Below are 24,092 nucleotides of genomic sequence, written 5' to 3'. Positions count from 1 at the left end.
TTATTTTTTTTAATATTGATGAGCGCTTATGTTACACATGCCGAAACTCTAGGTAGGCAATTTGCGTATATTACGAACAACAACGACAACACTGTCTCTGTAATTGACACCTCCACAAACACTGTTACAGCCACTGTGCCTGTAGGAGACTATCCTATGGGAGTTGCAGTCAACCCAACGGGAACAAAAGTATATGTGGCAAACTACAATGACAACTCAATCTCTGTCATTGACACCTCCACAAATGCTGTAACAGCCACTGTGTCTGCAGGAAACAATCCTAGGGGAGTTGCAGTCAACCCAACGGGAACAAATGTATATGTGACGAACTACTTCAGCAACAGTGTCTCTGTCATTGACACTTCCACAAACACTGTTACAGCCACCGTATCTGTAGGATCCAGACCTATGGGAGTTGCAGTCAACCCGACGGGAACAAAAGTATATGTGGCAAACTACAATGACAACACTGTCTCTGTAATTGACACCTCCACAAACACTGTTACAGACAGTGTGTCTGTAGGATCTGAACCTGTTGGAGTTGCAGTCAACCCGGCTGGAACAAAGGTATATGTGGCAAACTACAATGACAACACTGTCTCTGTAATTGACACCTCCACAAACACTGTTACAGACAGTGTGTCTGTAGGATCTGAACCTGTTGGAGTTGCAGTCACCCCCGATGGAACAAAGGCATATGTTGCGAACCAGAACAGTAACACTATCTCTGTCATTGACACTTCCACAAACACTGTTACAGACAATGTGACTGTAGGATTAACTCCTTTTGGAGTTGCAGTCACCCCAGATGGAAAAAAAGTATATGTGGCGAACTACTTCAGCAACAGTGTCTATGTCATTGACACTTCCACAAACACTGTTACAGCCACCGTATCTGTAGGATCCAGACCTATTGCCTTCGGGCAGTTTATAGGTTCTGTTCCTGTACAAGAACCCGTTCTTCCTGTTGCCAATTTCAGTAGCAATGTGACCAGCGGTTCTGCTCCTCTATCAGTTCAGTTTACTGACAGTTCCTTAAACGCAACCGGATGGGACTGGGACTTTGGAGATGGCTTTAACTCAACAGAACAGAACCCGTCACACGTCTACGTGTCCTCAGGGAGCTACACAGTCAACCTGACTGTTACGAATACAGCAAGAACTAACACGTCCTCAAGGGCTGGGTACATTCTGGTCTCACCCCCTGTACCGACTGCTGCGTTCAACGGCACCCCAACGTCGGGCACAGTTCCGATGAACATCACCTTCACCGACCTTTCTACCGGCAATCCAACCGGGTGGGCATGGTTCTTTGGCGATGAGCCATACACGCAAACGTGGACACAGATGAATGCGAGTTCCGGGTGGCCGGCAAGAATCTGTTACAGCAGCGTTGTACTTCCCGACGGCAGCATCGTCCTAATGGGTGGTTGGGATGGAACTAACAAATTGAATGACGTTTGGCGGTCGACAAATAAAGGTGCAACCTGGACGAAAGTATCGAATGCCGGGTGGTCGGCACGTGCCCATCATTCAAGCGTCGTGCTGCCTGATGGTAGTATCGTCCTCATGGGTGGTTCTGACAGTACCAGCAGCAGGAACGACACATGGCAGTCCACTGATAAAGGCATAACGTGGACGCTGGTGAACGCGAGTTCAGGGTGGACTGGAAGGTATTATCACAGCAGCGTCGCGCTTCCTGACGGCAGTATTGTCCTTATGGGTGGTTCTGACGACGCCACCTGGAGGAACGACACATGGCGGTCGGAAGATAAAGGCGCTACCTGGAAACGGATGAACGAAAGTGCCGGGTGGACTGGAAGGATATTCCACAGCAGTGCCTCACTGCCTGACGGTAGCATCATCCTCACAGGAGGGCTTGACGGCACTGCCCGCCTGAATGACACCTGGCTGTCGGAAGACAAAGGCGCTACCTGGACTCTAATTAACGGGAGTTCGGGGTGGATGGGAAGAACTTCTCACAGCAGTGTCGCTATGCCTGATGGTAGTGTCCTCCTTATGGGCGGTCTGGGCATTGACAACACTCCCCTACACGACATTTGGCGGTCGACTGATAAGGGCAGGACCTGGACGAAAGTAGCAGATGCCGGGTGGTCGGGAAGGTACTATCACAACGTCGTTGCGCTTTCTGACGGTAGTATCGTCCTTATGGGCGGTCTTGACGATACCACACTCCTGAACGACACCTGGCGTCTACAGCCCACAGGATCAAACGATCCTAACCCCACGCACACCTATACAGCTCCGGGAACCTATAAGGTCACATTGCAGGCATTTAATGCCGGTGGATACAACAGCACTTGTAAGACAGGATATGTAACTGTAACACAATCTTCTCCGACTGCCGCGTTCAATGGAACTCCTATATCAGGTACTGAACCCCTGACCGTCACTTTCGCGGACAGGTCTACAGGCGAACCTACCACATGGTTCTGGGACTTTGGAGACGGCACGAACTCGACAGAGCAGCATCCTTCACACACTTTTTATAAGGCAGGAAGTTATACTGTAAATCTTACAGTAAGCAATGGAAATGGTACTAATTCGACTTTTGCCACGATAACTGTTTTAGAATATAACCCTGCTTACACCATTGACAAAACCGTAACCGATTTGTGTGGAAGCGGGCCTTCAGCTAATGTAAACTCTGCTGGAGATGTCATCAGCTACCAGATAAGAGTCAACAATACTGGTAATGTTGACCTTACCAATGTAAGTGTTAATGACCCTCTTCTTGGAGATCTTACTGGCCCTCTGGAATGTCTGAATTCTGATGGAATTCTCGAAGTAAGAGAAAGCTGGATTTACTGTGGAACTTACACGGTTAATCAGGAAGATCTGAACAATAATGGCGGAGGAGACGGTTTCATAAACAACGCAGCAACTGTTGACTGCGCTGAACTGAATCCAAAAAGCGATAGTGCTGCAGTCTCAATAGAACAGAAACCTGCTTGCAAGATTAATAAAATTGTGATTGATGTTGCTGGAAATGGTCCAGAAGGCCGTATATGCTCTGCAGGAGATGTTGTCAGCTTCCAGGTTAATGTAACAAATAACGGAAACATCGACCTTAAAAATATAAGTGTCAGGGATTCCATGCTTAACCTTCGCGGCCCATATGGGGACACTGGCTTGGTTGGGCTGTATCAGTCCTCTCTAACCCGGTATACGAATGGTGGTGATGGTATTCTCTCAGTTGGAGAAGCCTGGTATTACCTTGGAAATTACACTGTCACTCAGGAGGATCTGAACAATAACGGCGGAGGAGATGGTTTCCTCAACAGTACTGTGACATTTGACAGTTCTGAGACCGAGCCTATAAACGAAACTACCATCCATTACGTTGATGAAAGCGGTAATGAAAGCGAGAATGAAAGTTCAGGAATCCGGATTGAACAGAATCCGGATTATTCAATCTACAAGTCCGTAATCGAAGTAGAGAATGGAAAAGATGGGGTAGCCGACAATGCCGGTGATGTCATTCGATACAGGATCCTCGTAAAGAACGAAGGCAACGTTGACCTGACAGGAGTTTCAGTAAATGACCAGATGATTACTCTGGAAGGTCCTTTGGAGTCAAAAGCTGCTGATAGAGTTCTTGAAGTAGGAGAGAACTGGACTTGCACTGGAAACTATACTGTAACTCAGGAAGACATAAACAGTAATGGTGGCGGTGACGGATATATCGACAACACTGCAACTGTGAGCTGCAATGAGCTTTCAAATAAGAATAGCAGCGTAAAAGTGCTTCTTCCTGCTGCCGAGATCTCAGGAGGCAGGAGCGGTCACGGAAGTGGAACTGGCAGTGCACGTATTGTTTCGGATACTTCTGAAAACGTTGACGTGAACAGAACTTCGACGGAAGAAAATGAGACTCAGATTCAGTTTGAAGAAGAGACTGAATATGTTGAAAAAGAAACTGGAAATGAAACTGCAAAACCACAGACAAATGAAGAAATTAAAAGCAAAATAGCCCCTGTAATGAAAATGATTTACAGAATAGCTTTTCTGTTGATAGCTTGTCTGCTTATTGTGTTTATGTACAAAAGAAGACAGGAAGAACAGAAATAAATAAGGTATTATTAAAGATGTGATTAGCGGCGCTCGAGAGAACGCCGGGTAGCGTACCGAAAGTTCTGTAAAATATAATGGAGAGAACTAACAAGGAGATCAAAAGAAGAAGCAAAGTTGTGGGAGCATTCCCGAACCAGGAATCAGTATTGAGACTAACAGTCTCAATACTGATTGATATAAATGAAGAATGGATTACTGGAAACAGGCATATACTAATGGAACAGTAAGCAAAAAGGAAAACTAAAAGGGTATAGAGGAAATTTTACAGAAAAATTGGCGCACTGCCACTCAATTTATTAATTTACAGGATTTATGAGCTAATTTACAGGAGTTATGAGCTAATTTACAGGAGTTATGAGCTTTCCACCACCTTAAAAAAAATCCTGAATCCAGTCCCATGCTCTCGTTTAAGCTTCAGATTTCCATTTAGCTGATCAACAAGGATGCTTACAAGCTTCAGTCCCAGTGTTTCAATATTTTCCAGTTTTATATTTTCAGGAATTCCCTGCCCGTTATCTGAAATTATCAAGCTGAAAAGGGATTCATTTGTTTTATCGCTCTTTTCTTTTCTGTAAAACTGGATTCGAATTTCCCCTACATTTTCAGTAAATGCATGTTTGAGGGAATTGGAAACGAGTTCGTTAACAATTATTCCTAACGGGACAGCAACATCCATGTCAAAGAAGATGTTTTCTTCAAGTTCCATGTTTAACTGAATATCAGCATTTCCAAGTCTGTATGTCTGGAAAAGGTTCTCTGCGAGTTCCTCGATATACGATGAAAAGTTCAGTGTGTCGAGCCCTCCCCCTTTGTACAGTTCTTCATGGATAAGAGCCATTGATATAACTCTGTCCTGACTTTCCCTGAAGGCTTCCAGAACTTCCGAGTCCTTAATATCCTCTTTGTTATTGAACTTTTCAGCCTGAAGGTCCAGCAGAGAAGAGATTACCTGCAGATTATTCTTAATTCTGTGGTGGATTTCCTTTTTTCGGGCAATTTCGATATTAGCCAGAGCTTCTTCAGCCTCTTTTCTCTTGGTGATGTCAGTTAGCATACTAATTGAGCCCATAAACCTGCTATCCTTATCAAAAAGGGATTTAGCACTTACGAGCGCCCATAAGGATGAAACACCCTTACATATTAATTTCAGTTCGTAGCTCTCATTGATACCCTGCTTTCTCCTTTCCTGATTCAATTTGACAATATCTTTACCTTTTTCACTGACGAAGTCCCATATCTCTCTGCCAATAACTTCTTCCAGAGTGTATCCAAGCATATCCGTCATTTTCTTATTAGCGTAAGTGACTATGTTTTCAGCATCAATTATGAATATACCTTCATTGGCTGTCTCCACAATGTTGCGGTACTTTTCCTCACTTTCCCGAAGTTTTTCTTCTACTCTTTTCCTTTCGGTTATATCCCTAGAAATGAAAGAAATCGCAGTAAGCTTTCCATGGCTATCAAAAACCGGAGAAAGAGTTATTGAAGCATGTATTATCTTCCCATCCTTTCTTAACCGTAAAGTCTCATGGTAGTGGATCTTTTTCCCCTGTTTAATAAGTTCACTTAATTTTTTCATTTCTTCACTTAAATGGGGCGGAGACAGGGTGGACCCGGCCTTTCCAAGAATTTCTTTAGCTGAATAACCATAAACCTGCTCTGCCCCTTTATTCCAGCTTGTAATAATTCCGTCAAGGGATAAAGTTCCAATAGCATCATTTGATGATTCTACAATATTCGCCAGGACCTGAATTTTCTCTTCTGATTTTTTACGCTCAGTGATATCCTGAACTATTCCTTTAATTCGAACAGAGATATTTTTATCATTCATAACAAATTCCGATTTCAGGTGGACTATGCTTTCTTCTCCATTATCCTGGACAATCCTGTAATCAATACCAAATGGTTTTCCTTTTTCAGCTTTTTTAATAGCGGCACAATAGAAATCTCGATCATCGGGATGTATGTAATTAAAATATTCATTGTAAGATGGTGCTGGTTTTTCGGGATCTCGTCCGAAAATACGATACATTTCCTCGGACCAGTAAGCTTTATCAGCTGCAATATCCCATTCCCAGTTTCCGATATGGGCCAATTTTTGAGCTTCTGAAAGACCTTCCTCGCTTTCTTTCAATGATTTGTAAGCCTTCTCAAGCTGGACAGTTCGTTCTTCAATTTTTTCTTCTAAATAGTCGTATGCTTTTTTAAGAGCTTCCTCCGTTTTTTTGCGTTCAGTAATATCCTTTGCGATCTCGAACCGCACATCCCGGCCGTCAGGCCACTTGATAATCCGGTCCATGATCATGAAATACCGATCCGCCGCGGTATTGTGATACTCCCAATGGTAGGGCTTACCTTTCTCCTTTAAAATAATATGATTGGTACAGAAATCACAGGGGGAATCCCTCCTCTGGAACTTCTGGTAGCAAAGCCCTCCCACGAATTCGATGCCAAACTTCTCCTTCATCGCCTTGTTCGCGTACAGCACCTCATGGGTATAAGGATCAGACACGTACACCACATCGTCGATGCCATCAAAAATGGACAGGAGCTGCGATCGCTCGAAAGCCAGAGCCTCCTCGACCCGTTTACGCTCTGTAATGTCGGTGAGCATGCCCATAGAACCGGTGAACTTTCCATCTTTGTCAAAGAAAGATTTAGTGTTTACAAGTGTCCATAAAGATGAACCATCCTTGCGTATAAATTTAAATTCATGACTTACATCAATGCCCTGCTTCCTTTTTTCCAGATTTATTCTGGAAACAGCCTCATCTTTTTCATCGGTGAAGTCCCACTCAGATCTGCCAATCATTTCGTGCTGAGCATACCCCAGCATATCCGCCATTTTTTTATTTACGTAAATAGTCCTGTCTTCAGCATCAATAATCCATATGCCTTCATTTGCTGTTTCCACAACACTGCGATATTTTTCCTTGCTCTCCCTTAGCGAATTCACCAGAGCATCACGCTCAACCAGCGACCGGGACAGCTTGATGTTGCTGTAACTTAGCTGCGAGATCATGTTGGCAAGCCTGATTAAGAAGTTCATGCCCGCATTCACGGTTTCCCTTTTCAGCCGCGGGACTTTCTCAAGCGCTGCTATGTATTCCTCTTCGTTGAAACCGTATTTTCTGGCCTGGGCTCGGAAAAGTTCGTAGTTTAGAGTCTCGGTTTCAAAAAAGAACTGCCCTGAAAAGATATTACCGATATGCTGACCCCCCACCATAATCGGAGTCGCTATGTCCCACATATTGTTCCTGCACCTGTACAATTTAAACTCTCCAGGAAGAACCCCCGCTGATAGCCTTGTATCGCTTTCCACACAGTGCCTAAAGGTCTCAGGGTGGACCCTGTGGAATCTCGTGCAGATCTCCTGCCATCCGACACCAACCAAAACATTGCCTTTGAGGTCGACCAGAGCCATGGAAATGTGAGCGAACCTGTAGAAATCATCCATGAGGGACTGGATCTCCAGGGTATCAATAATATCAGCAAGTTCCAGGTTTACCATCTCCCTATCAGAAGAGAAAATGCTATCCAGTTCAGGTCTGATAAACCGCTCGGTCCGGCTCGGAACCTCCTCTTCTGCCTTCCTGCCCACGGCAATATCCTGAGCAGTATAAAAATCGCCGTGAAGCGTAACGTTGTTATCAAGTATCAGGTCTGCTTTTTCGCATATCCACCTGATTTCACTTTCCGAGGTGATACGGGACTCCAGATCTTGCCAGTTCTTCTGTTGAGTTTCCCCTGTCCTTTTACCCCCGGTTATATTTTTCCACCTGGAGTTCTCTATTCGTCCCCATTTTCCGTCCTTTCTGGTCAAAATAAATTGATGGCTTGGGGCTGCATCAATAATATCTGCTGTACTGGCCTTTTTGAGAAAATACGGATACAGAGTTATTGTCTGGTATTTTCCAATAACAGAATTCACTTTGTTCTCATAGTTAGCAAAATTATCCCTATGTCCTTCCTTCAACCAGGAAATATTCACTGCTGCTCTCAGCCCTGAAAAGCCATTTGTTAGAGCCCGATTTAATTTTATAACCCAATCATTTATGACTTTTTCAGAAATGACTTTCTCAGAATCAAAAGCACCTTCATTTGCATGTCCCTGGTTGCAGGAAGTAATTTCTATTTGCCCTTTTTCAAGATAATCATCAATATCTGGAACAGCCATTCTGAGGGCGTCTTTTGCCTCCTCTGCTCCAGAAGGTTGTGATGTGACCCAGAAACAAAATTCATTATTTTCCAGCCCTGATTTGAAATATGGGATAAGTATATCCGTCAAATCTTCTTTTGTCTGGTAGAACTGGCAGAAGTGTGTCCTCCAGGGCACATTTCCGAGAACCTCAATCCCAGACTTTCTCAAGTTTCCTCCCATTCCACTCTTCTCCAATCACAAAAATAATTTTAAAATTTCGATTTAATCGTCTGTGGGTAATTATCATGTCTGCGGGTAATTGTCATTTAGATATCATTTAGATATCATTTAGAGTATCAGAGTATCATTTAGAGACCAGGGAATTTTCTGAAACCTTTGTCATATTAAACAGATTATATGGCGCTTTTTGGAAGAACAGAAGAAATCTGCCTGATAATTTTAATAATATATAATCAATTAAATAAATAGAAGAATGATATTTATATAATTATTTTATAGGACTCTGTTATTAGTCTCCAGGCTTCAGATAATCTCTAAAAATCACTCGGAAATTTGTGTCGGTAATAGATCTTTATATTTCATAAAGATATTTGGGTATTACAGAAAAATGTTACTGCGAACGGGTTTCAAAAGAAAAGTTAGAACAAAAAAACGGAGTAACGTGTCTTTTTTGATCAGAAGCTTAAAAGTCAAAACGAGAACATATCGATTTTCCTTGAAAACCAGGGCATGTTGCAAAATTTAAGCGAAAGAGCTATTTTTGCAGCAAAATAGCTCTCTAATTAAAGATGAATCCACTGGTTACCTATTCGGTCATCTCACAATGGACTTTTAGAATTACGTTTCCTGCTTCCGATCCTGCTTCTAACCCTGGTATGCTGCAGTTTCCGGATATTTTTAAGCAGCCCGAGCCTTGTCCCATCCAGTAGATACATTTCAGAATTTTCAAGTTCAATCCCCCCTGAGGAGAAAATCGGACCCAGAAGGTCTTCCTGTGTTGATTCATTAAATGGGACGCCTCCGCAGAGCTCATTAAAAGCGGGCATGATAAAGACCTCAGGGTCCGCCCAATCTCTCCTGTTTTCAAAATCAAGGTTTCCAAAACGCCCTTTCAGGACTTCAACATTGAATTTTGTCCTGATCCAGGCAGGTTCAACTATAGAATAACCAAAGGCATCGGTAAAACGGACTGTCGGATGGTTATGGGCAGTAATTACGTGGGATGCAGCCAGAAGTTCAGGTGCAGGCCAGGTATGCCCGTGGAAATACCCCACTCCGTCAATGACCGCACCGCGGACCGAATGGACCTTGATATCCTTCTGTCCGCTAAAAAGAGATTCGATTCCTCCATCATGATTTCCCGGAAGAATATCTATATGTGCGTATTCTGCAAGCGTTTCAAGAAAATGAGGGATCTCGTCCTTCTCCTGCCAGGAGATCTGAGGAACATTATGCTTCACATCCCCAGGGAGAACTATCCGATCAGGAGAATATGTTTGTATATAGCCCAGAACCCGGTCCAGCCGGTCTTTTATCCGGCTCGGCAGATTAATTCCGCTCCGGTAGAGATCCCATTCGATCCCGAGGTGGACATCGGCAATTAACAGCGCGGTTTCGGTGTTCGTGACGGTGAGGGCGGGCTCGTTCAGGATTGGGGTGATTTCAGGGGGCATAATCGGTGGAAGATCGTTTTTAAGGATTTGAAGAAATTATTTTTTCCTGAAAAGAGAGCTGCTCTTGAAAAGAGAACATAACTCTTCAGACCCGCAGCAATATGCAGTTTACGATATTTAAATGATCGGGCACTGGCAAATCATAAATGCATGTTCCTGGTTTGCAACATTATACTCCAGACTAACCTTTACTGAGGTTTATTTTTTCCTTTAAGGGGTTCATGCGCGTTCCCGGAAGAAGATGCGGTGCTGCATGTACAGCAGTTTAATTCCCCGTCACCATCTTCCAGCAGCCCACCAAAAACACCTTTAAAGGCCAGGCAAGCTTCACGGCCGTTGTTGCTTATCAAATCATAAGTCTGAGCTTTTCTCGAGATATCTTCCATGACTTCTTCCCACATTCCAAAGAGTTCTACCCTCAGGTAGAAGCCTCAAAAACACTAGAAAAGTAATATTTACATATATGTATATAAATAGGAATATGTTAAGATTGGTCTGTACTTTATGGGCTTAGATCTCCAGATGGCAGAAGGAATAACTGGTCACATATGGAGTTTAAAGGAATCATTAATGTTTAGATTTCCTTTTCAATAACCTGAGGATACGACCCTATTTTTAAAGGATCGGCAATCACAGCACCGATTAACAGCCCCGTGGAGATCCCCACAAAGGTCAGAGCTACCTGGATCAGACTGGAAATGGAAGGTGAATAGTTCTCCACCAGTGCAGCTAAGCTGATAAATCCAAGTGCTCCGGGAACCAGGATCCAGAATGCAGGTATTATAGACACATAATACGGCGTTCTAAGCCTGGATCGCTCCAGAAAAGTTCCCAGCGTGGTCATGATGACGGAGCCTGTGAAAGCCCCGAAAAGCCCTCCTAAAAGGTAGTTCCCTGCTTGCTGTCCCAGAAAAGTGGCAAACAATACAATTAAAACCCCTAACATATCCTTGTTTCTTATAGACATCAAAAGATACATCCCGAGGGTGAAAACAAGAACTCCGATATAGGGAGCCCACCAATTTAGAGGAGTTGCCGTATCAGCTACTATGTGGACCCCGGACAGTCCTGCAACCTGGAGGCCTACTATCACTCCGAATAAGAGAAGTAGCAGTATTACAACTCCCTGAACCAGGCGGGTTGCACCGGATACAACATTGTTTGCTGCCAGTTCGAACATTCCTGTGGACAGAACTGCTCCGGGGATGAAGTAGGCAAGTGCTGGGACCATTATAGTTAGGGACCCGTTTACAATTCCCTGTTTAAACCCGAAAGAGAATATCATGGAAACAATAAAAGCCGTTAGAACAGGCAGAATCAGAGTAAGTTTTGGTTTATCCTGAGAATAAGCTAATATAAGTCCCACTACGGTCCCTAATGCCCCACAAAAAAATAACCCATTAAGGGTTGGCAAAAAGAGTGTTCCCAGGCCTGTGGAAAACAGTGCATAGCCTAAAATATTTTTAATATAGTTATGCTGGCGTTTAACATTAAGGATTTCATTAATACGCCTTATTCCCTGTTCAGGTGTTATTTCAGCATTTTCTGCCTGGTAGATCAACTCATATAATCTTGAAACCTGGTCTAAAGGAAGTACACCGGGCTTCTGCAGAGTGACTTCCAGAGCCTTTGAATCGCCATCTGCAATCTTTATGAGTAAAAAAGTAGGTAAATTAATAACCTCTTCAGCTTTGACACCATAAGCCTGGCATATTTTTTTTAAAATTGATTCTATGGACATCACCGCGATTCCTGCAGCAGTCAAAGCTCGGGATATCTCGGTGAGAAATTTCAGAAGATGTGGAGGTAAACCACTCTCATCTGAAATATTCAAAGGGTTTGTGTGAGATGAATCAGTATGTGGGACCATTTAACCAGTAACTCCCTGAACTTATTCTTCCCCTATACATAAAATTGTTTTTGAAAAAAGATTATACATGGAGAGAATGTTATTACAGAATCTGTTTTCTTGAATTTATGCACTTTGAATGAATGAGGATATGGACATCGATTCTAATCTTTTTTCGTCACCTGACAGGTTCTGAATAAACTGCATCAGCATTCAGGAATAGAGTTCCCTGGCCTCCTTCTGAAAAATAAAGGTGCTGAGATCGTTCGAACCAATTCCTGATTTTCGTCGTCGTTAGTGTAGAACCAAGCCAACGCCAGATATAGGGAACATGATAATATAGCCATTTGCCCCACCAGATGCCTGATGTTAAAGCGTGACATCCGAGCGGACGATCGTGTTACCGGCGAGCAAACCAGCCGCAATGATCAGACCCACTTTTGTCTTCGCCGCCAACCTCTAGACGTGCCGGTCATACTCGTTCATGCCCGGGTAGGCTTCGTAAGTCGTTTTCATCTCGCCTCTCCTTTCCGTTAGGTTACTTAACTGTGTTCTTGTATATCTTTCCGTCCTTCATGATCAGTGCAAGGTTCTTTTCCGGGTTCGCGATGAGATCGAGGCTCTCGAGTGGATTGCCGTCCACCAGGATCAGGTCGGCAAGTGCCCCTTCCTTCACCACACCGAGTTCGCCAGGGTAGGGATCGCGAGGTCCGCACATCTTGAGAAGTTGTGCATTGTCATACGTAGCCATTTTCAGCGCTTCATAGGAAGTGTACCACTTCTTCATCTTGGCCAGGAACTTACCCTGTTTCGCCGCTAGCGCGGGATCGAACAGCATGTCAGTACCGAAGGCGGTTTTGACATTATACTTTTTGGCTAGCGTAATGGCACGTACCAGGCCGGAAACACACTGTTCATACTTTGCCGTGCTGATGGGACTCTCGAACTTAAAGGCGTCTTCGTCGTTAACCGACATGGGTTGCATACACCACCACACCCCCTTTTGGGACATCAGCTTCGCGGTCTCCTCTTCGATGAAGAAACCGTGCTCAACAGACATGGCACCAGCTTTGATCCACTGCCGTATGGCCTCATCGGTATTCGCATGGATCATGACATAAGTGTTCCAGGTCTTGGCAACGTCGCAGATTGCCTTCATCTCGTCGAAGGTGTATTCCGTGACATCTAGCGGATCATAAAGGGAAGTAACTCCGCCTCCCGCCATGGCTTTGACCTGACTGGCACCCATGCGGAGCGCCTCCCGGGTGCGCTTCGTCACCTCCGGCACGCCATCTGCGATCAACGTGTGCCCGACTCTCTGCGTATAATCCAGCGGAGTCCCAGGATTCTCGGGTACATCGTTCGGGCCACGGAAGTCGCCGTGCCCAGCGGTTTGGCTGATGTACGGACCAGAGGGATAGACACGCGGACCGTCGATCAAACCTTCATCAGCCGCTATTTTGATCGGGAAACAATTGCCTCCAGCATCCCGAACCGTAGTAAATCCCCTGAGCAGAGTTTCCCTTGCCTCTTTGGAAGCAGCGATACTGAGGAGACCAAAATCGGAACTCAACACCTTGCTGATAGGCCAAAAATTGAACATCGAGTGCCAGTGGGCATCGATAAGACCTGGCATCAGCACCTTCCCCTTCGCGTCGATCACCGTTGCGTTGGCCGGTGCGGAAATGGACTCGGCAATCTTAACAATCTTATTTCTCTCGACCAGTACGCTCATGCCCTCGGCGAGGGCTTCATGCTGGCCGTCGAAGGTGTTTGCGTTGGTGATGAGGACCTTGGGTTTGTCACTTTGCATACTCATAAGTTAGCCCCTTAAATTTTCCCGTTCGTCATGAATGTTACTTCCAGACCTGTTTGAACACACGGTAGAGGTTGCCTCCCAGAATTTTGCCGCAATCTTCCTCGGAATAGCCATTCTCAAGCAATTTGTCGACTAGAGCGGCCACGATCTGATACGGGGCAGGCGTGGGAACGCCCTTGGCTCCCATCTTCTTGGTATAGCCGCCATCGGGGAAGAACAGCTCGCCTGCTGCCGACTGACATCCTATGGCCGTCTGGGTGATATCCGGGATGTAGTCGGAGCCGAAGCCCACATGGTCGATCCCCACGAGGTTAACCATGTAGTCAATATGGCGGAACAGCATATCCGTGGTCACGATGTCGGGGTTGGTTAGGTCCACGAAGGCGCCGACCATGTTTATGGAGCAGACCCCGCCGCTCCTGGCGACTGCCTTGATCACATTGTCCGAGAGGCTGCGCGGGTAGTCCGAGATAGCTTTGGCGACCGCATGGGAGGAGATCACAGGCTGCCGGCTGTGATCGATGGCATCGAGAGCCGTACGCTCACCGGTGTGGCTGACATCCACGATCATCCCATAGCGATTGTAAGCCTCGATCAGCAGTTTGCCGTACCCGGTCAGCCTTCCATTGTCTGGCTCGAAGCAGCCGTCACCGACAGCATTACGCGTGTTGTAAGCCAGCAGGCAATAGCCGTAACCCAGCTGCCGCCAGAGGCCGACGCGGTCGAGATCTCCTCCGAAGAGTGCGGTCCCCTGATGGGTAAAGAACAGACCAAGCTTCTTCTCCTTTATCGCGTCGTCAATGTCCCTTGCAGTACGCACGATCCTGTACTTGTCCGGGCGCTCGTTGATCTTCTTAAGAAAGAACTCCAGCGCCTTCACAATCCCCTGGGCACTCGCATCCAAAGAATCCGCCGATGGACAGAGAGCCAGTACCTTGAACCCGGCGGCAATGCACCGGTCCATCTCATCATGGAACTCCGGGGCTTCCGGACTGGACCACTGAGTGGGCCAGACGCAGGAGAACAGAGAGTCCATAGTCATGGATTGGTGCACGATCTTTTTCGCCCGCTCGGAGGCGGGGTATTCGTGAAGCCGCTGCGGTATCTTAGAATAATCCGGTCCTTTTTTACAAGGATCCGTCACTTCTGAATAGCTCGGAGCTATGTCGCTCATGGTTGAATTCTCCTTTCTATGAGTAATATTACCTAAAACATATAGCTCATACAATCTGCGCCAGGGCCCACACGGTCAGTACCCAGCCCCGACACCAGACATCCGGGTCAACCGGCTCGAACTGCGCCCTGACATCGAGCTTGAAACGGATAGGTGACTCAAGGAAGACCTTAATGCCTCAGAGACATGGACGAAGAAGGCAACTGTTATTTAATAGAGAAGTATTGATAAAAAAGACATATTAATCTGAAGTACTGAAATTAGATAAGGGATTTTAAAACAGAAGTGGAGATCCTTTGCAATAGCATATACTGGCACCGAGCACGGAGTAGAAGCCTATCCGGAAGAATCTGTTTTTGATGAAGCGGCTGTCATATTAAAGTCGCCGCTATCAAATAAAAGAGGATGCCGAAAAGAAAAATTTCAGGAATTACCTCTTTTACCACACTCAGTGCTAATCACAACTCTTTTTCCGAAAGCTTTTCGACCTTTTCCGAGAGCTCTTTGATCATCTTCCGCATCTCGGCAAGCTCGTCCTGCACCTCAAGGATCCTGTCATACATTGGGCTCCGGTTGTCCTTAACGGCCTGTTCCTGGGAAAAACGCTGTTTGCTCGGCAGGACATAAACGTACACAAACCACATCGCAACAAAGCCTATGGTACTTAATCCCGCAAAAAAGAGGAAATACTGCGGAAAAACGGTCCTGATATACGAATCCCCTTCACTGTAATACTGAAGCCGGGAAATCATCAGGAAATTGAGGATTGAAAACAGAAACATTGCCTCCCCCATAAGGGTAAGCAGCCCCCCGACCCGGGTGGACATTTTCCTCTGTTTTGGAATAAATTTTTCAAACATATTGGTCACCTTTGGAATTAAAAATAGGAGATGGAAGTTAAGATATAAAATTATGACTATTAAAGAATATAAAATATTGCAGGACTCGGCTCATTAATTATTCGGGTTTCCGGGGAAGAGTTCAAGCAAGCTTTTTTTATAAAAAAGCCCATATTATAAAAGAGGGGAACTGCTATGGTATATGTTGTTATAAAGCATAAAGTAGAGGACTATTCCAGATGGAAATCTATTTTTGACGAACACGGAACTACAAGAGGGAAAGCAGGATGCAAAGGAGGGCAGCTTTTCTGCAGTTCGGACGAAACAAACGACCTTTGTATCCTTTTAGAATGGGATAAAAAAGAAAACGCAACAGGATTCTACGAATCCGAAGACCTGAAAAAAACAATGCAAAAGGCAGGGGTTATTGGCAAACCGGAAATATATTTCTTAGAGAAAATAGAAGATTTTCCGGTCTGATTTGTAAAATATCCCATAAAAACCGTTAAGGCAAAATGAAAGGGAGAGGAAAAACAAGGGAGAGGAAAAACAAGGGAGAGGAAAAATCCCTTTCCCTAACTTTGTTAGAAATAAAAAATGTAAGAAGGCCTCGATTTTATTTCTCATCGATTTTACATTTCATTTGATCTTATATCATCGATTTTATTTCTCATACTTCAGCACGTCCTCAATCGTATCCACGTACTCGATATCTATTCCGACATTATCCTCGATATATTCCTCGGCGTCCACAACTTCCGGGACTCTTTCAATGACTTCAAAGCCGCTGATTTCCCTTTTTACTAATTTGTAAGTGACAAGCTCACTGTTTTCATCTGGAAGAAGGAAGAGAGTTTTTCCCCCGGCTTCTGCTGCCGTAGCTTTTTCGAAAACTCCGCCTATAGCGCCGATATTGCCTTCATCGTCAATGGTGCCGGTAAGGGTGATGCTATCATTAAGTTCAGTGCCGTTGATAGCGGAAATTGTAAGAAGGGCCATTAGAGCCCCTGCACTCGACCCGTCAACACCCGGGATTTCCTGATCAGAAGTAATGCTGAAAATAACATCGCTGCCTGAGAGAGAAACTCCGGTCTCCTTCTGGGCCACGAAAACTGCAGTATTTGCAGCGTCCTGAAAAATCACGCCCATAAGAGGAGTGGTCTGGACAAGCACCCGGCCTTTCCCAGGCCTGGTTTCAACCGAGATATTGAGAAGGGTACCCTCTTCAGAAACCGCCTCCCGGATAAAAGGACCTGACCTTTCCAGTTCAACTTTCTGGAAGACGGCAGGCGCCTGCAAAGTGGCAAAACCTTCCAGACCTACAGGGCATGTTTGAAGGGTATTTTCGAGTTCAAAGACCCTCTCCCGGTAGAAGTCCACCTGGGAAGCATAGGACTGGAGAGACTGGTTATTCTGAGTTATTTTTGTTTCAAGTCTTTGATTCTCATTTTCAAGGGAATTTATACGTGCCTGCATTTCCCGGACCTGTTCCCCCTCAACCGGAGCTTGATATAAAAAAACAAAGTAAGCATTCGCAACAAGCGAAAGGACAAGGATAAGGGCAAGAAGCCTGGATTTCATATAATGAATTATTTTGCTCCGGCTCGTACTTATTTCTTCCTTAAAGAAACCCGTATTTTTGAGCAGATACATTTGCTGAACAGAAACTTATCAGGAAGGTTACCTATAATCGGTTTTTGGCTCGGACAGCTGGTCTTTCAGGAGTATAGCCCTCGTTTTACATCACTTTCCTCTATATATTGTTCCTTGCCTTGCTCTATAATTTCGTCCCCGTCTTTCCCGTCGTGCTTCCACATCAGTGTTACTTTCAGATTTGTTTCCTTTTCGGACTTGGTAATGACTGCCCTTCCATCTGTAGTCAGGCGAAGGCTAAAAGCCAGCTGTACCTGAGAAGGCCTGCGTTCAACAGGTATTTCCTCTACAGTGTCTCCAACCTTTCTCGAAAGCTCCTTGATAATAAGCATCGCACTGGCAATTGAATCTATGGACTTCTCTTCCACGGCTTTCGGAGATACGAGCGTCATTTTTATCGTGCCTGGGGCATGCCCAAGTTCGGCTAAAATCGGCCCGACTTTTACAGCTTCCTTGCCGGACTTTTCATTATCATCTTTATTGTTGCTTGCGTCTTTATCAAACATGCCTTTAAAATTCATGCATTGTCATCCCCCGGAGGCGTTAAAGGGACGTATGACAGAAAAAAGAATACGGCCCAGAAAGAGCGAAATAAGATAGATAAAATAGTATATAATTGGATAAATAATTGATGATATATTTTAGATGTTGCTGGCTTTTGCAGTTAATCTCTCTGTCTGAAATTGAGGAGAAGCAATAAAAATAGAAAATTTGGAGAAAACAACTAAAAACAGAAAAGTAAGGGGAAAACAGCTAAAATAGAAGGTTGAAGAGAGAACAATAAAATAACAGAGAAACTTTGCAGTATAGATTTTTGCAGTATAGATTTCCAGTTTTCAAAAAAGAGAGTGCATTAATTACCCTTTTTAGAAGGGCAATTAGTGCTGTAGACATCTTTTTCGGATGGTGTGTAGTTAGTTAAATGGTATTCATACCATTCATATCTCACATTTTCTTCTTTTCCTGTTCTTCCGCAAGAGCAACCTTTTTACCGCAAAGGTCGCAGTTCCCTTCTTCAGTTATACAGGGCTGTTTCGGAGCTTCCCCTCCACAAATTCCGCACTTTACCATACTATTTTCACCTCCCCTTCAAGTCCCTGGCATTTATGCCATTAGTAATCAGCCAGTCATTGATTTATACTTAATCGGCATCAAAATATACTAAATGCACTCCAGTACCCTGAGAGAATTAGTATATTCAAATGACCTTCAGGGTCGTAACAGAAACTTTATAAGTGAAGCCGGAAGATGTAAAAAATATGAAAGACAACGGTAAGAAAAAAGAAAACTTTTCTGAAAGCCCGGCAACCCCGGAAGTAGCGGAAATGGCGGAAATAAAAGCTATCAGAGAAAAGCTTTGCGATATGCATAGCGATATCAAGAAAGTAATGGAATATTCGAACAGGCTGCGCTTTGAAACTGCTATGGAATGTTCGAGGCAGGAATACTCAAATGCGGTTCTCAGCCACCTTATTGAAGATATCGATACCGGACTTGAAAGAAATATGGTAAAGAAATGCCCTGAAAAAGAAAACTGCAGGTCTTCCTTTACAGCCCTTCTTCAGAGGAATGCAGGGCTTATAAAACAGGGCAGAGTAGATGAGATACTCCTTTCAAATAATAGGGAAAAACTCGAAGAAATGAGATGTGGAGCCCCTTACAGCAAATGTGACCAGTGTTTTTCCGAAGTATCCGGCCTTTTCACAAAACAGGTCAACCTTATGCGCTCGATGAGGATTTATGCTGGAAATCAGGAACAGAAGCCTGATATTTCAGCCCTTGAACCCGGCGCACTTGTGAGAGAGATCCTTGAACCGGTATCCAATCCCCAGCGCCTGGAAATCCTGAAGGCTGTGGCTTTTGAGATGAAAAGTTTCTCAGCCTTTTCCGAAATTACAGGCCTTAGAGGCGGAAACCTGCTCTTCCATCTACAGAAGCTTATGGACAGCGGACTGATCCTGCAGCAGCACGAAAGAGGGGATTATATGATTACGGAAAAAGGGTTCAAAATTCTGCAGGTCTTAAACGAATTATATTCCTCACTTCAATACTCCCCACTGCAGCTCCCTGCCAGAAAAACACCCGGGGAAAAAGAAGAAATTCGGATTTAACTCTTTTACCCGGCGCCGATCAGGGAAGGAAAAAGCTAAGATTTAAGCAAAAAACTGAGTAGTCAGGGGTGTCTGTGATTCCTGATTTCAACTCTTCTGTTTTCAAATTTCTTCGGTTTTCTTTACGTTCGGCCCTTCTTTTGTGTCCTGTACGACATAGCCAAGTGCCTTTATTTTCTCCCGGAGGGCATCGGAAGCTTTCCAGTCTTTCTTTTTTCGGGCAGCCTCGCGTTCCTCCACAAGCCTAACAACTTCTTCCGGGATTTCCTCTTTTCCTGTTTGTGCAAAAAGGCCCAGAACATCCGAAAACTGTCTGTAAAGGGAGTAAACTTTTTTCAGAACTTCCCTGTTTTTACAGGATTCAAGATATACGTTAGCTGCGCGCGAAAGTTCCCTGAAAACGGTCAGGGCTTTAGGGGTATTGAAATCGTCCTCAAGGGCCTGCCTGAACTGATTCTCAAGTTCCGGAAGAGTTTCAAGGGTTTCAAGGTCTCCGGGGTACGCTTCATCGTCTGTACCCTTCAGGGCAAATTCGAGGTTATCGAGAGTCTCTTTAAGCCGCAGATAATTGTTTTTTGCGTTTTCGGCAAAGGCTTCGGAATAGTCCAGTTTTTTCCGGTAGTGCACTGAAAGGAACATGAAACGTACAACCTCTCCCCCGTACTTCTCAACGATCTCGGGAAGGGTGAAAACGTTTCCTTTGGATTTGCTCATCTTCTCCCCTTCAACTATAAGGTGCTCTCCATGAATCCAGTTGCGTACGAAGGGCTTTCCGGTTGCACCCTCTGACTGGGCGATCTCGTTTTCATGGTGCGGGAAGATCAGGTCCACACCTCCGGTATGGATGTCCAGGGTCGGACCAAAACTGTTCATTGCCATTGCCGAGCATTCGATATGCCAGCCAGGACGAATTTTCCCCCAGGGGCTTTCAAAATAGATCCCCCTTTCGATTTCCTCAGGCGCAGAGGCTTTAAGGAGAGCAAAATCCCGTGGGTTGTCTTTATCATACTCGTCCACGTCCACAGACGCGCCAATTATGATGTTATCAAAATCAATCTTTGAAAGCTTGCCATAATCCGGAAACCCTGAAATCCTGTAATAGATCGAACCGCCTTTTTCGTAAGCCAGCCCCTTATCGATCAGTTCCCGTGCAAGTTCGATCATGCCTTCAACGTTTTCTGTTGCCCGCGGGTACAATGACGCCTGCTTTATGTTCAACAGATCAAGGCCTTTGAAGAATTCTGCCGTGTATTTATCCGTAAAGTCCTTGAGGGACATCCCGGCTGCTTTTGAGTCCCTGATAGTTTTGTCATCAATGTCCGTAATGTTCATTACGAGTTTTACCCTGTACCCGAGGTATTCGAGAGTCCTCACAATATTGTCCGTCATCAGAAAGGTCCGATAGTTACCTATATGGGGCATATTGTAGACCGTAGGCCCGCAGGCATAAATCGAAACTTCACCTTCCTTTACAGGTTTGAATATCTCTTTTTCTCTTGTCAAGGTATTGTAGACTTGCAGCATTCGGCACGCCTCTGGTTATTTAATTATGGGAAAAATTAGCCCTATCTGCTATTAGCCCTATCTGCTATTAGCCCTATTTTCTACTATTACTTCCAATTGCTTTATTACTTTTGCAGCTTCTGGCAAAACTCCTGATAAAAGAGCCTGAAATTCCCTAAAGAGAAAGGAGAGTCAGGAAAAGCCTTCTTCAAACACCGATACCCCAAGCCTTTCCAGAATTTTACCCAGCCGAAAAAGAGGAAGTCCAACCACATTAAAGAAATCCCCCTCAACTTTTTCCACCAGCACCGCCCCTTTTCCCTGAGCTGCAAAAGCCCCTGCTTTATCCAGAGGTTCTCCCGTCCTTACGTAAGCTGAAATCTGTTCTTTACTTATGTTAGCCATCCAGACGTTTGTTGACTCGGATTCACTGATTTCCTGCGCGATGTCAAGGTCCAGGACCGTGAGTCCGGTTATAACCTGAATCTTCTTTCCACTTAACTTTTCCAGCATTTCCTTAGCTTTTTCCGGCAGGTGCGGTTTTCCCAGGATTTCTCCATTATAGAGCACCGACGTATCAGCAGAAATTACAATCCCGGAATCGAAGTGTTTTGCCACGTCCCTGGCTTTTTCAACGGAATGCTTCAGAAGAAGCTCTTCAGGGTTCATACCCGGCTGAGGAGGTTCTTCATAAGAACTCGGGAAAACAATAAAATTGTCTCCGATCAGCTGCTTAAGCAGTTCTTTTCGCCTTGGGGATGCAGACGCGAGAATTATCCTGCGCATGGGGAAAAAATCTGGACGGATAGGATATATTTGTATGGATGGAATGGGAAAAATTAAAAAAAATAAGAGGAGAAGTGCCGGTTATCCCCGGACACTTTCAAAAAACTTTCTTACATTATACAGTTCCTCAGGTTTTCCCAGGAGGATACAGGCATCGTTTTCCTGAAGAAGGAAGTCACCGGCTGGAGTAGAGATCATATTTGAGCGTCTGCGAACCGAAAGTACAGTTACTCCATGCTTTTTCCTGAACTCCAGGTCTGCAAGGGTTTTTCCGTCGAAATCAGAGCCCCTTCCCACTTTGAGAACCTGAATATCGATTCCCGGAAGCCCGTCCTTTATGCTGAACCCGCTGTCAACGCCTGTGTCAACAACAAGTTTTCGCAATCTCCTGTAACCGTTAGCCCTCACATCATCTACCATTTTTTCGATGGCTTCCCTGGGGACAAGATATTTTTCAAGCAGGCGGACAAAGATCTCTACTGAAGTTTCGTATTCTTCCGGGATTATTTCATCTGCGCCCAGTGCATTGAGCCGCTTCATTTCCTGCAGGTCGTGTACCTTTGCAATGACGCAGATGTTAGGGTTCAGCTCCTTTGCTTTCTCTACTATTTTCCTTGTAGCATCTGCGTCGGAGATACCAATTACAAGGACTCTTGCATTCTTTATTCCCGCATGTTCCAGTACAGCCCCAAATACTGCATCTCCATATTGTATTCTTTCCCCTTTCATCGTTTCCTGCTTAACAATTTCGGGGTTTGATTCTACAATAATATATGGGATGTCTGCGGTTTTTGCTGCATTTGAGATTGTCTTCCCGGAAAAACCAAATCCTACGACTATAAGGTGGTCTTTCATGTCAGGCTCGACATTTTCTTTCTCTTCAAAGGATTCGGAGTACAACCCTTTTACCAGCTTCATACCGAAATCAGTGCCAGATACCTTCTTGATAAGAAAGTCAGCAGGTTTGTAAGAAGCATTAATCAAAAAGGGTGTAACTCCCATAGTAACGATTGAAACTGCCAGAAATGCCTGGTAAGTCTCCTCTGTCAGAAGAGAGTATTCCAGCCCCAGCCTCGAAAGGACAAAGGAGAATTCTCCTACCTGTGAAAGTGCGAGTCCTGTAAGTATAGTTGTACGGAGCGGGTATCCCAGGAGGAAGGTTATAGCGACCCCTGCCACTGCTTTTATAAGAATAAGGGCCGCTGCTGCAAGGATGAGAAGAGGGAGATGATCAAGAAGATAACTGATATCAAGAAGCATACCTATGGACACGAAAAAAAAACTCATGAACATGTCTTTCAAAGGTAAGATATTACCCATTGCCTGCTGGCTGTACTGGGACCCGGATATAACGATTCCGGCTAAAAAGGCTCCGAGAGCTAGAGACAGCCCGATGCTGGAAGTAAAGACTGCTGCGGATAAGCAGATGAAAACAACACTCACAAGAAAGAGTTGTTTGCTACCTGTCCTGCCTACATGGTAAAATATCCAGGGAACCAGAAATTTGGCGCTCAGGATAAAAACCAGGATAATGAGGGAACCTTTGAAGAACATACTCTGAAGGGCTCCATCAAAACTCACAGAACTTCCTGCAAGTATAGGAGTGATCAGGATCAGAGGTACGATAGCCAGGTCCTGAAAGATCAGAATTGCAAGCGATGTTTTTCCCTGGGGAGTATAGACTTCATTTCGGTCCTGAAAAACTTTGAGTACGATCGCAGTACTGCTAAGTGAAATTAAGAAACCGAGAAAAGTAGAGGTAGCAGGACTAAAACCGAGATATGAGCATACAATAAAAACTATCGCTGTCGTTAAGAGAATCTGGAGAGAGCCTCCGACCATTACGGCAGTTTTCATTTTCCAGAGTTCTTTTAAGGAGAGGTCAACTCCTATCGTAAAAAGCAAAAAGACAACCCCGAGCTCGGAATTCAGGTCTACATTCTGCCCACCGTTAAGAATTCCAAGCCCATAAGGCCCGATCAGCATTCCGGTTACAAGAAAGCCCATCACCGGAGGGACTTCAAATTTGGAAAATATGGTAAGGATGAAGATGGCAAAGCCAAGAATGACATCAACATGTGCCAGTACAGAGAATTCCATTTCGTTTTGCGCCTCTGGAAATCAGAACAAAGATAGATTAAAATTTCTGAAAGTGAAGTTTCTTGAATCTTTAAGGGACATAATAGCTCGGAGTATAGATGAAACACTTAACTCATTATGAAACACTTATGCTCACCTATTCAGCAAATAATTTATACTGTAGATAAACAAATATTTATCAAGAGATATAGTGTTTACGATAGGATATTGGGTATATAAATATTTGTGATTGTCCTCATTAGCAGGTGAAATTAGAAGAGAAAAAATGTAGCAACCTGGTTTAAAAAAAGAGATGCAGATTAATAAATAAAAAATGTTTGGGCACAAA

Annotated in this window: 16 protein-coding genes and 1 pseudogene; 4 read left to right on the top strand and 13 right to left on the bottom strand. The window is 44.5% G+C overall.

What is annotated here, in order from left to right; translation table 11 throughout:
- Positions 1-18 precede the first annotated feature (18 nt).
- Positions 19-4,092, top strand: a complete 4,074-nt coding sequence (locus EO98_RS18920) for a PKD domain-containing protein (protein ID WP_235284797.1) — start codon at positions 19-21, stop codon at positions 4,090-4,092.
- A gap of 71 nt (positions 4,093-4,163) precedes the next feature.
- Positions 4,164-4,322, top strand: a pseudogene (locus tag EO98_RS17995) (transposase); the annotation flags it as partial.
- Positions 4,323-4,447: 125 nt separating this feature from the next.
- On the opposite strand, the gene EO98_RS19250 reads toward EO98_RS17995, so the two are convergent.
- From EO98_RS19250 to EO98_RS15115, 7 genes are all read right to left on the bottom strand, one after another.
- Positions 4,448-8,464, bottom strand: coding sequence for a PAS domain S-box protein (locus EO98_RS19250; protein WP_235283948.1), 4,017 nt, complete (start codon positions 8,462-8,464; stop codon positions 4,448-4,450).
- A 611-nt stretch (positions 8,465-9,075) separates the two neighbouring features.
- A complete protein-coding gene (locus EO98_RS15140; protein WP_048142056.1) occupies positions 9,076-9,930 on the bottom strand; it encodes a metallophosphoesterase in 855 nt (284 codons plus the stop codon).
- Positions 9,931-10,118: 188 nt separating this feature from the next.
- Positions 10,119-10,331, bottom strand: coding sequence for a hypothetical protein (locus tag EO98_RS15135; RefSeq protein ID WP_048142054.1), 213 nt, complete (start codon positions 10,329-10,331; stop codon positions 10,119-10,121).
- Positions 10,332-10,504: 173 nt separating this feature from the next.
- On the bottom strand, positions 10,505-11,800 hold the full coding sequence (locus tag EO98_RS15130) for a threonine/serine exporter ThrE family protein (RefSeq protein ID WP_048142052.1): 1,296 nt from the start codon (positions 11,798-11,800) through the stop codon (positions 10,505-10,507).
- A gap of 517 nt (positions 11,801-12,317) precedes the next feature.
- Complete coding sequence (locus tag EO98_RS15125) at positions 12,318-13,598, bottom strand: amidohydrolase family protein (RefSeq protein ID WP_048142050.1); 1,281 nt, start codon at positions 13,596-13,598, stop codon at positions 12,318-12,320.
- Between the two features lie 37 nt (positions 13,599-13,635).
- Complete coding sequence (locus tag EO98_RS15120) at positions 13,636-14,772, bottom strand: dipeptidase (protein WP_048142047.1); 1,137 nt, start codon at positions 14,770-14,772, stop codon at positions 13,636-13,638.
- Between the two features lie 458 nt (positions 14,773-15,230).
- Positions 15,231-15,632, bottom strand: coding sequence for a hypothetical protein (locus tag EO98_RS15115; protein WP_048142045.1), 402 nt, complete (start codon positions 15,630-15,632; stop codon positions 15,231-15,233).
- 174 nt (positions 15,633-15,806) lie between these two features.
- Between EO98_RS15115 and EO98_RS15110 the strand changes: the two genes are divergently transcribed.
- Positions 15,807-16,091, top strand: a complete 285-nt coding sequence (locus EO98_RS15110) for a hypothetical protein (RefSeq protein ID WP_048134731.1) — start codon at positions 15,807-15,809, stop codon at positions 16,089-16,091.
- Positions 16,092-16,274: 183 nt separating this feature from the next.
- Here EO98_RS15110 and EO98_RS15105 read toward each other — a convergent pair whose 3' ends face one another.
- From EO98_RS15105 to EO98_RS19445, 3 genes are all read right to left on the bottom strand, one after another.
- The gene (locus EO98_RS15105) at positions 16,275-17,192 is read right to left on the bottom strand and encodes a S16 family serine protease (protein ID WP_048142044.1); all 918 of its coding nucleotides are present in this window, start codon (positions 17,190-17,192) and stop codon (positions 16,275-16,277) included.
- Between the two features lie 137 nt (positions 17,193-17,329).
- A complete protein-coding gene (locus EO98_RS15100) occupies positions 17,330-17,785 on the bottom strand; it encodes a CU044_2847 family protein (RefSeq protein ID WP_200895211.1) in 456 nt (151 codons plus the stop codon).
- Positions 17,786-18,209: 424 nt separating this feature from the next.
- Complete coding sequence (locus tag EO98_RS19445; RefSeq protein WP_255350285.1) at positions 18,210-18,335, bottom strand: hypothetical protein; 126 nt, start codon at positions 18,333-18,335, stop codon at positions 18,210-18,212.
- Between the two features lie 188 nt (positions 18,336-18,523).
- Between EO98_RS19445 and EO98_RS15095 the strand changes: the two genes are divergently transcribed.
- A complete protein-coding gene (locus tag EO98_RS15095; RefSeq protein WP_048142494.1) occupies positions 18,524-19,375 on the top strand; it encodes a winged helix-turn-helix domain-containing protein in 852 nt (283 codons plus the stop codon).
- Between the two features lie 102 nt (positions 19,376-19,477).
- Here the strand turns inward: EO98_RS15095 and cysS are convergent, their stop codons facing one another.
- The 3 genes from cysS to EO98_RS15080 form a co-directional block, all read right to left on the bottom strand.
- Positions 19,478-20,899: a cysteine--tRNA ligase gene (gene cysS, locus EO98_RS15090; protein ID WP_048142042.1), complete on the bottom strand. Its 1,422-nt coding sequence runs from the start codon at positions 20,897-20,899 to the stop codon at positions 19,478-19,480.
- A gap of 171 nt (positions 20,900-21,070) precedes the next feature.
- Positions 21,071-21,664 (bottom strand): Maf family nucleotide pyrophosphatase, encoded by a 594-nt coding sequence (locus EO98_RS15085; RefSeq protein ID WP_048142040.1) that lies wholly within the window; start codon positions 21,662-21,664, stop codon positions 21,071-21,073.
- 81 nt (positions 21,665-21,745) lie between these two features.
- Positions 21,746-23,764, bottom strand: coding sequence for a cation:proton antiporter (locus tag EO98_RS15080; RefSeq protein WP_048142038.1), 2,019 nt, complete (start codon positions 23,762-23,764; stop codon positions 21,746-21,748).
- Positions 23,765-24,092 lie beyond the last annotated feature (328 nt).

It is taken from the genome of Methanosarcina sp. 2.H.T.1A.6 (assembly GCF_000979455.1).
Classification (GTDB): Archaea; Halobacteriota; Methanosarcinia; order Methanosarcinales; family Methanosarcinaceae; genus Methanosarcina.
This window is presented reverse-complemented; position numbering and strand designations above follow the sequence as displayed.

Bases quoted from the DNA above. Each gene is read 5' to 3' on its own strand.
- EO98_RS15115 (WP_048142045.1), bottom strand. From the start codon at position 15,632: ATGTTTGAAAAATTTATTCCAAAACAGAGGAAAATGTCCACCCGGGTC.
- EO98_RS15080 (WP_048142038.1), bottom strand. From the start codon at position 23,764: ATGGAATTCTCTGTACTGGCACATGTTGATGTCATTCTTGGCTTTGCC.
- EO98_RS15135 (WP_048142054.1), bottom strand. From the start codon at position 10,331: ATGTGGGAAGAAGTCATGGAAGATATCTCGAGAAAAGCTCAGACTTAT.
- EO98_RS15100 (WP_200895211.1), bottom strand. From the start codon at position 17,785: ATGAATTTTAAAGGCATGTTTGATAAAGACGCAAGCAACAATAAAGAT.
- EO98_RS15110 (WP_048134731.1), top strand. From the start codon at position 15,807: ATGGTATATGTTGTTATAAAGCATAAAGTAGAGGACTATTCCAGATGG.
- EO98_RS15125 (WP_048142050.1), bottom strand. From the start codon at position 13,598: ATGAGTATGCAAAGTGACAAACCCAAGGTCCTCATCACCAACGCAAAC.
- EO98_RS15085 (WP_048142040.1), bottom strand. From the start codon at position 21,664: ATGCGCAGGATAATTCTCGCGTCTGCATCCCCAAGGCGAAAAGAACTG.
- EO98_RS15120 (WP_048142047.1), bottom strand. From the start codon at position 14,772: ATGAGCGACATAGCTCCGAGCTATTCAGAAGTGACGGATCCTTGTAAA.
- EO98_RS15130 (WP_048142052.1), bottom strand. From the start codon at position 11,800: ATGGTCCCACATACTGATTCATCTCACACAAACCCTTTGAATATTTCA.
- EO98_RS15095 (WP_048142494.1), top strand. From the start codon at position 18,524: ATGAAAGACAACGGTAAGAAAAAAGAAAACTTTTCTGAAAGCCCGGCA.
- EO98_RS18920 (WP_235284797.1), top strand. From the start codon at position 19: ATGAGCGCTTATGTTACACATGCCGAAACTCTAGGTAGGCAATTTGCG.
- EO98_RS19445 (WP_255350285.1), bottom strand. From the start codon at position 18,335: ATGGTAAAGTGCGGAATTTGTGGAGGGGAAGCTCCGAAACAGCCCTGT.
- cysS (WP_048142042.1), bottom strand. From the start codon at position 20,899: ATGCTGCAAGTCTACAATACCTTGACAAGAGAAAAAGAGATATTCAAA.
- EO98_RS15140 (WP_048142056.1), bottom strand. From the start codon at position 9,930: ATGCCCCCTGAAATCACCCCAATCCTGAACGAGCCCGCCCTCACCGTC.
- EO98_RS15105 (WP_048142044.1), bottom strand. From the start codon at position 17,192: ATGAAATCCAGGCTTCTTGCCCTTATCCTTGTCCTTTCGCTTGTTGCG.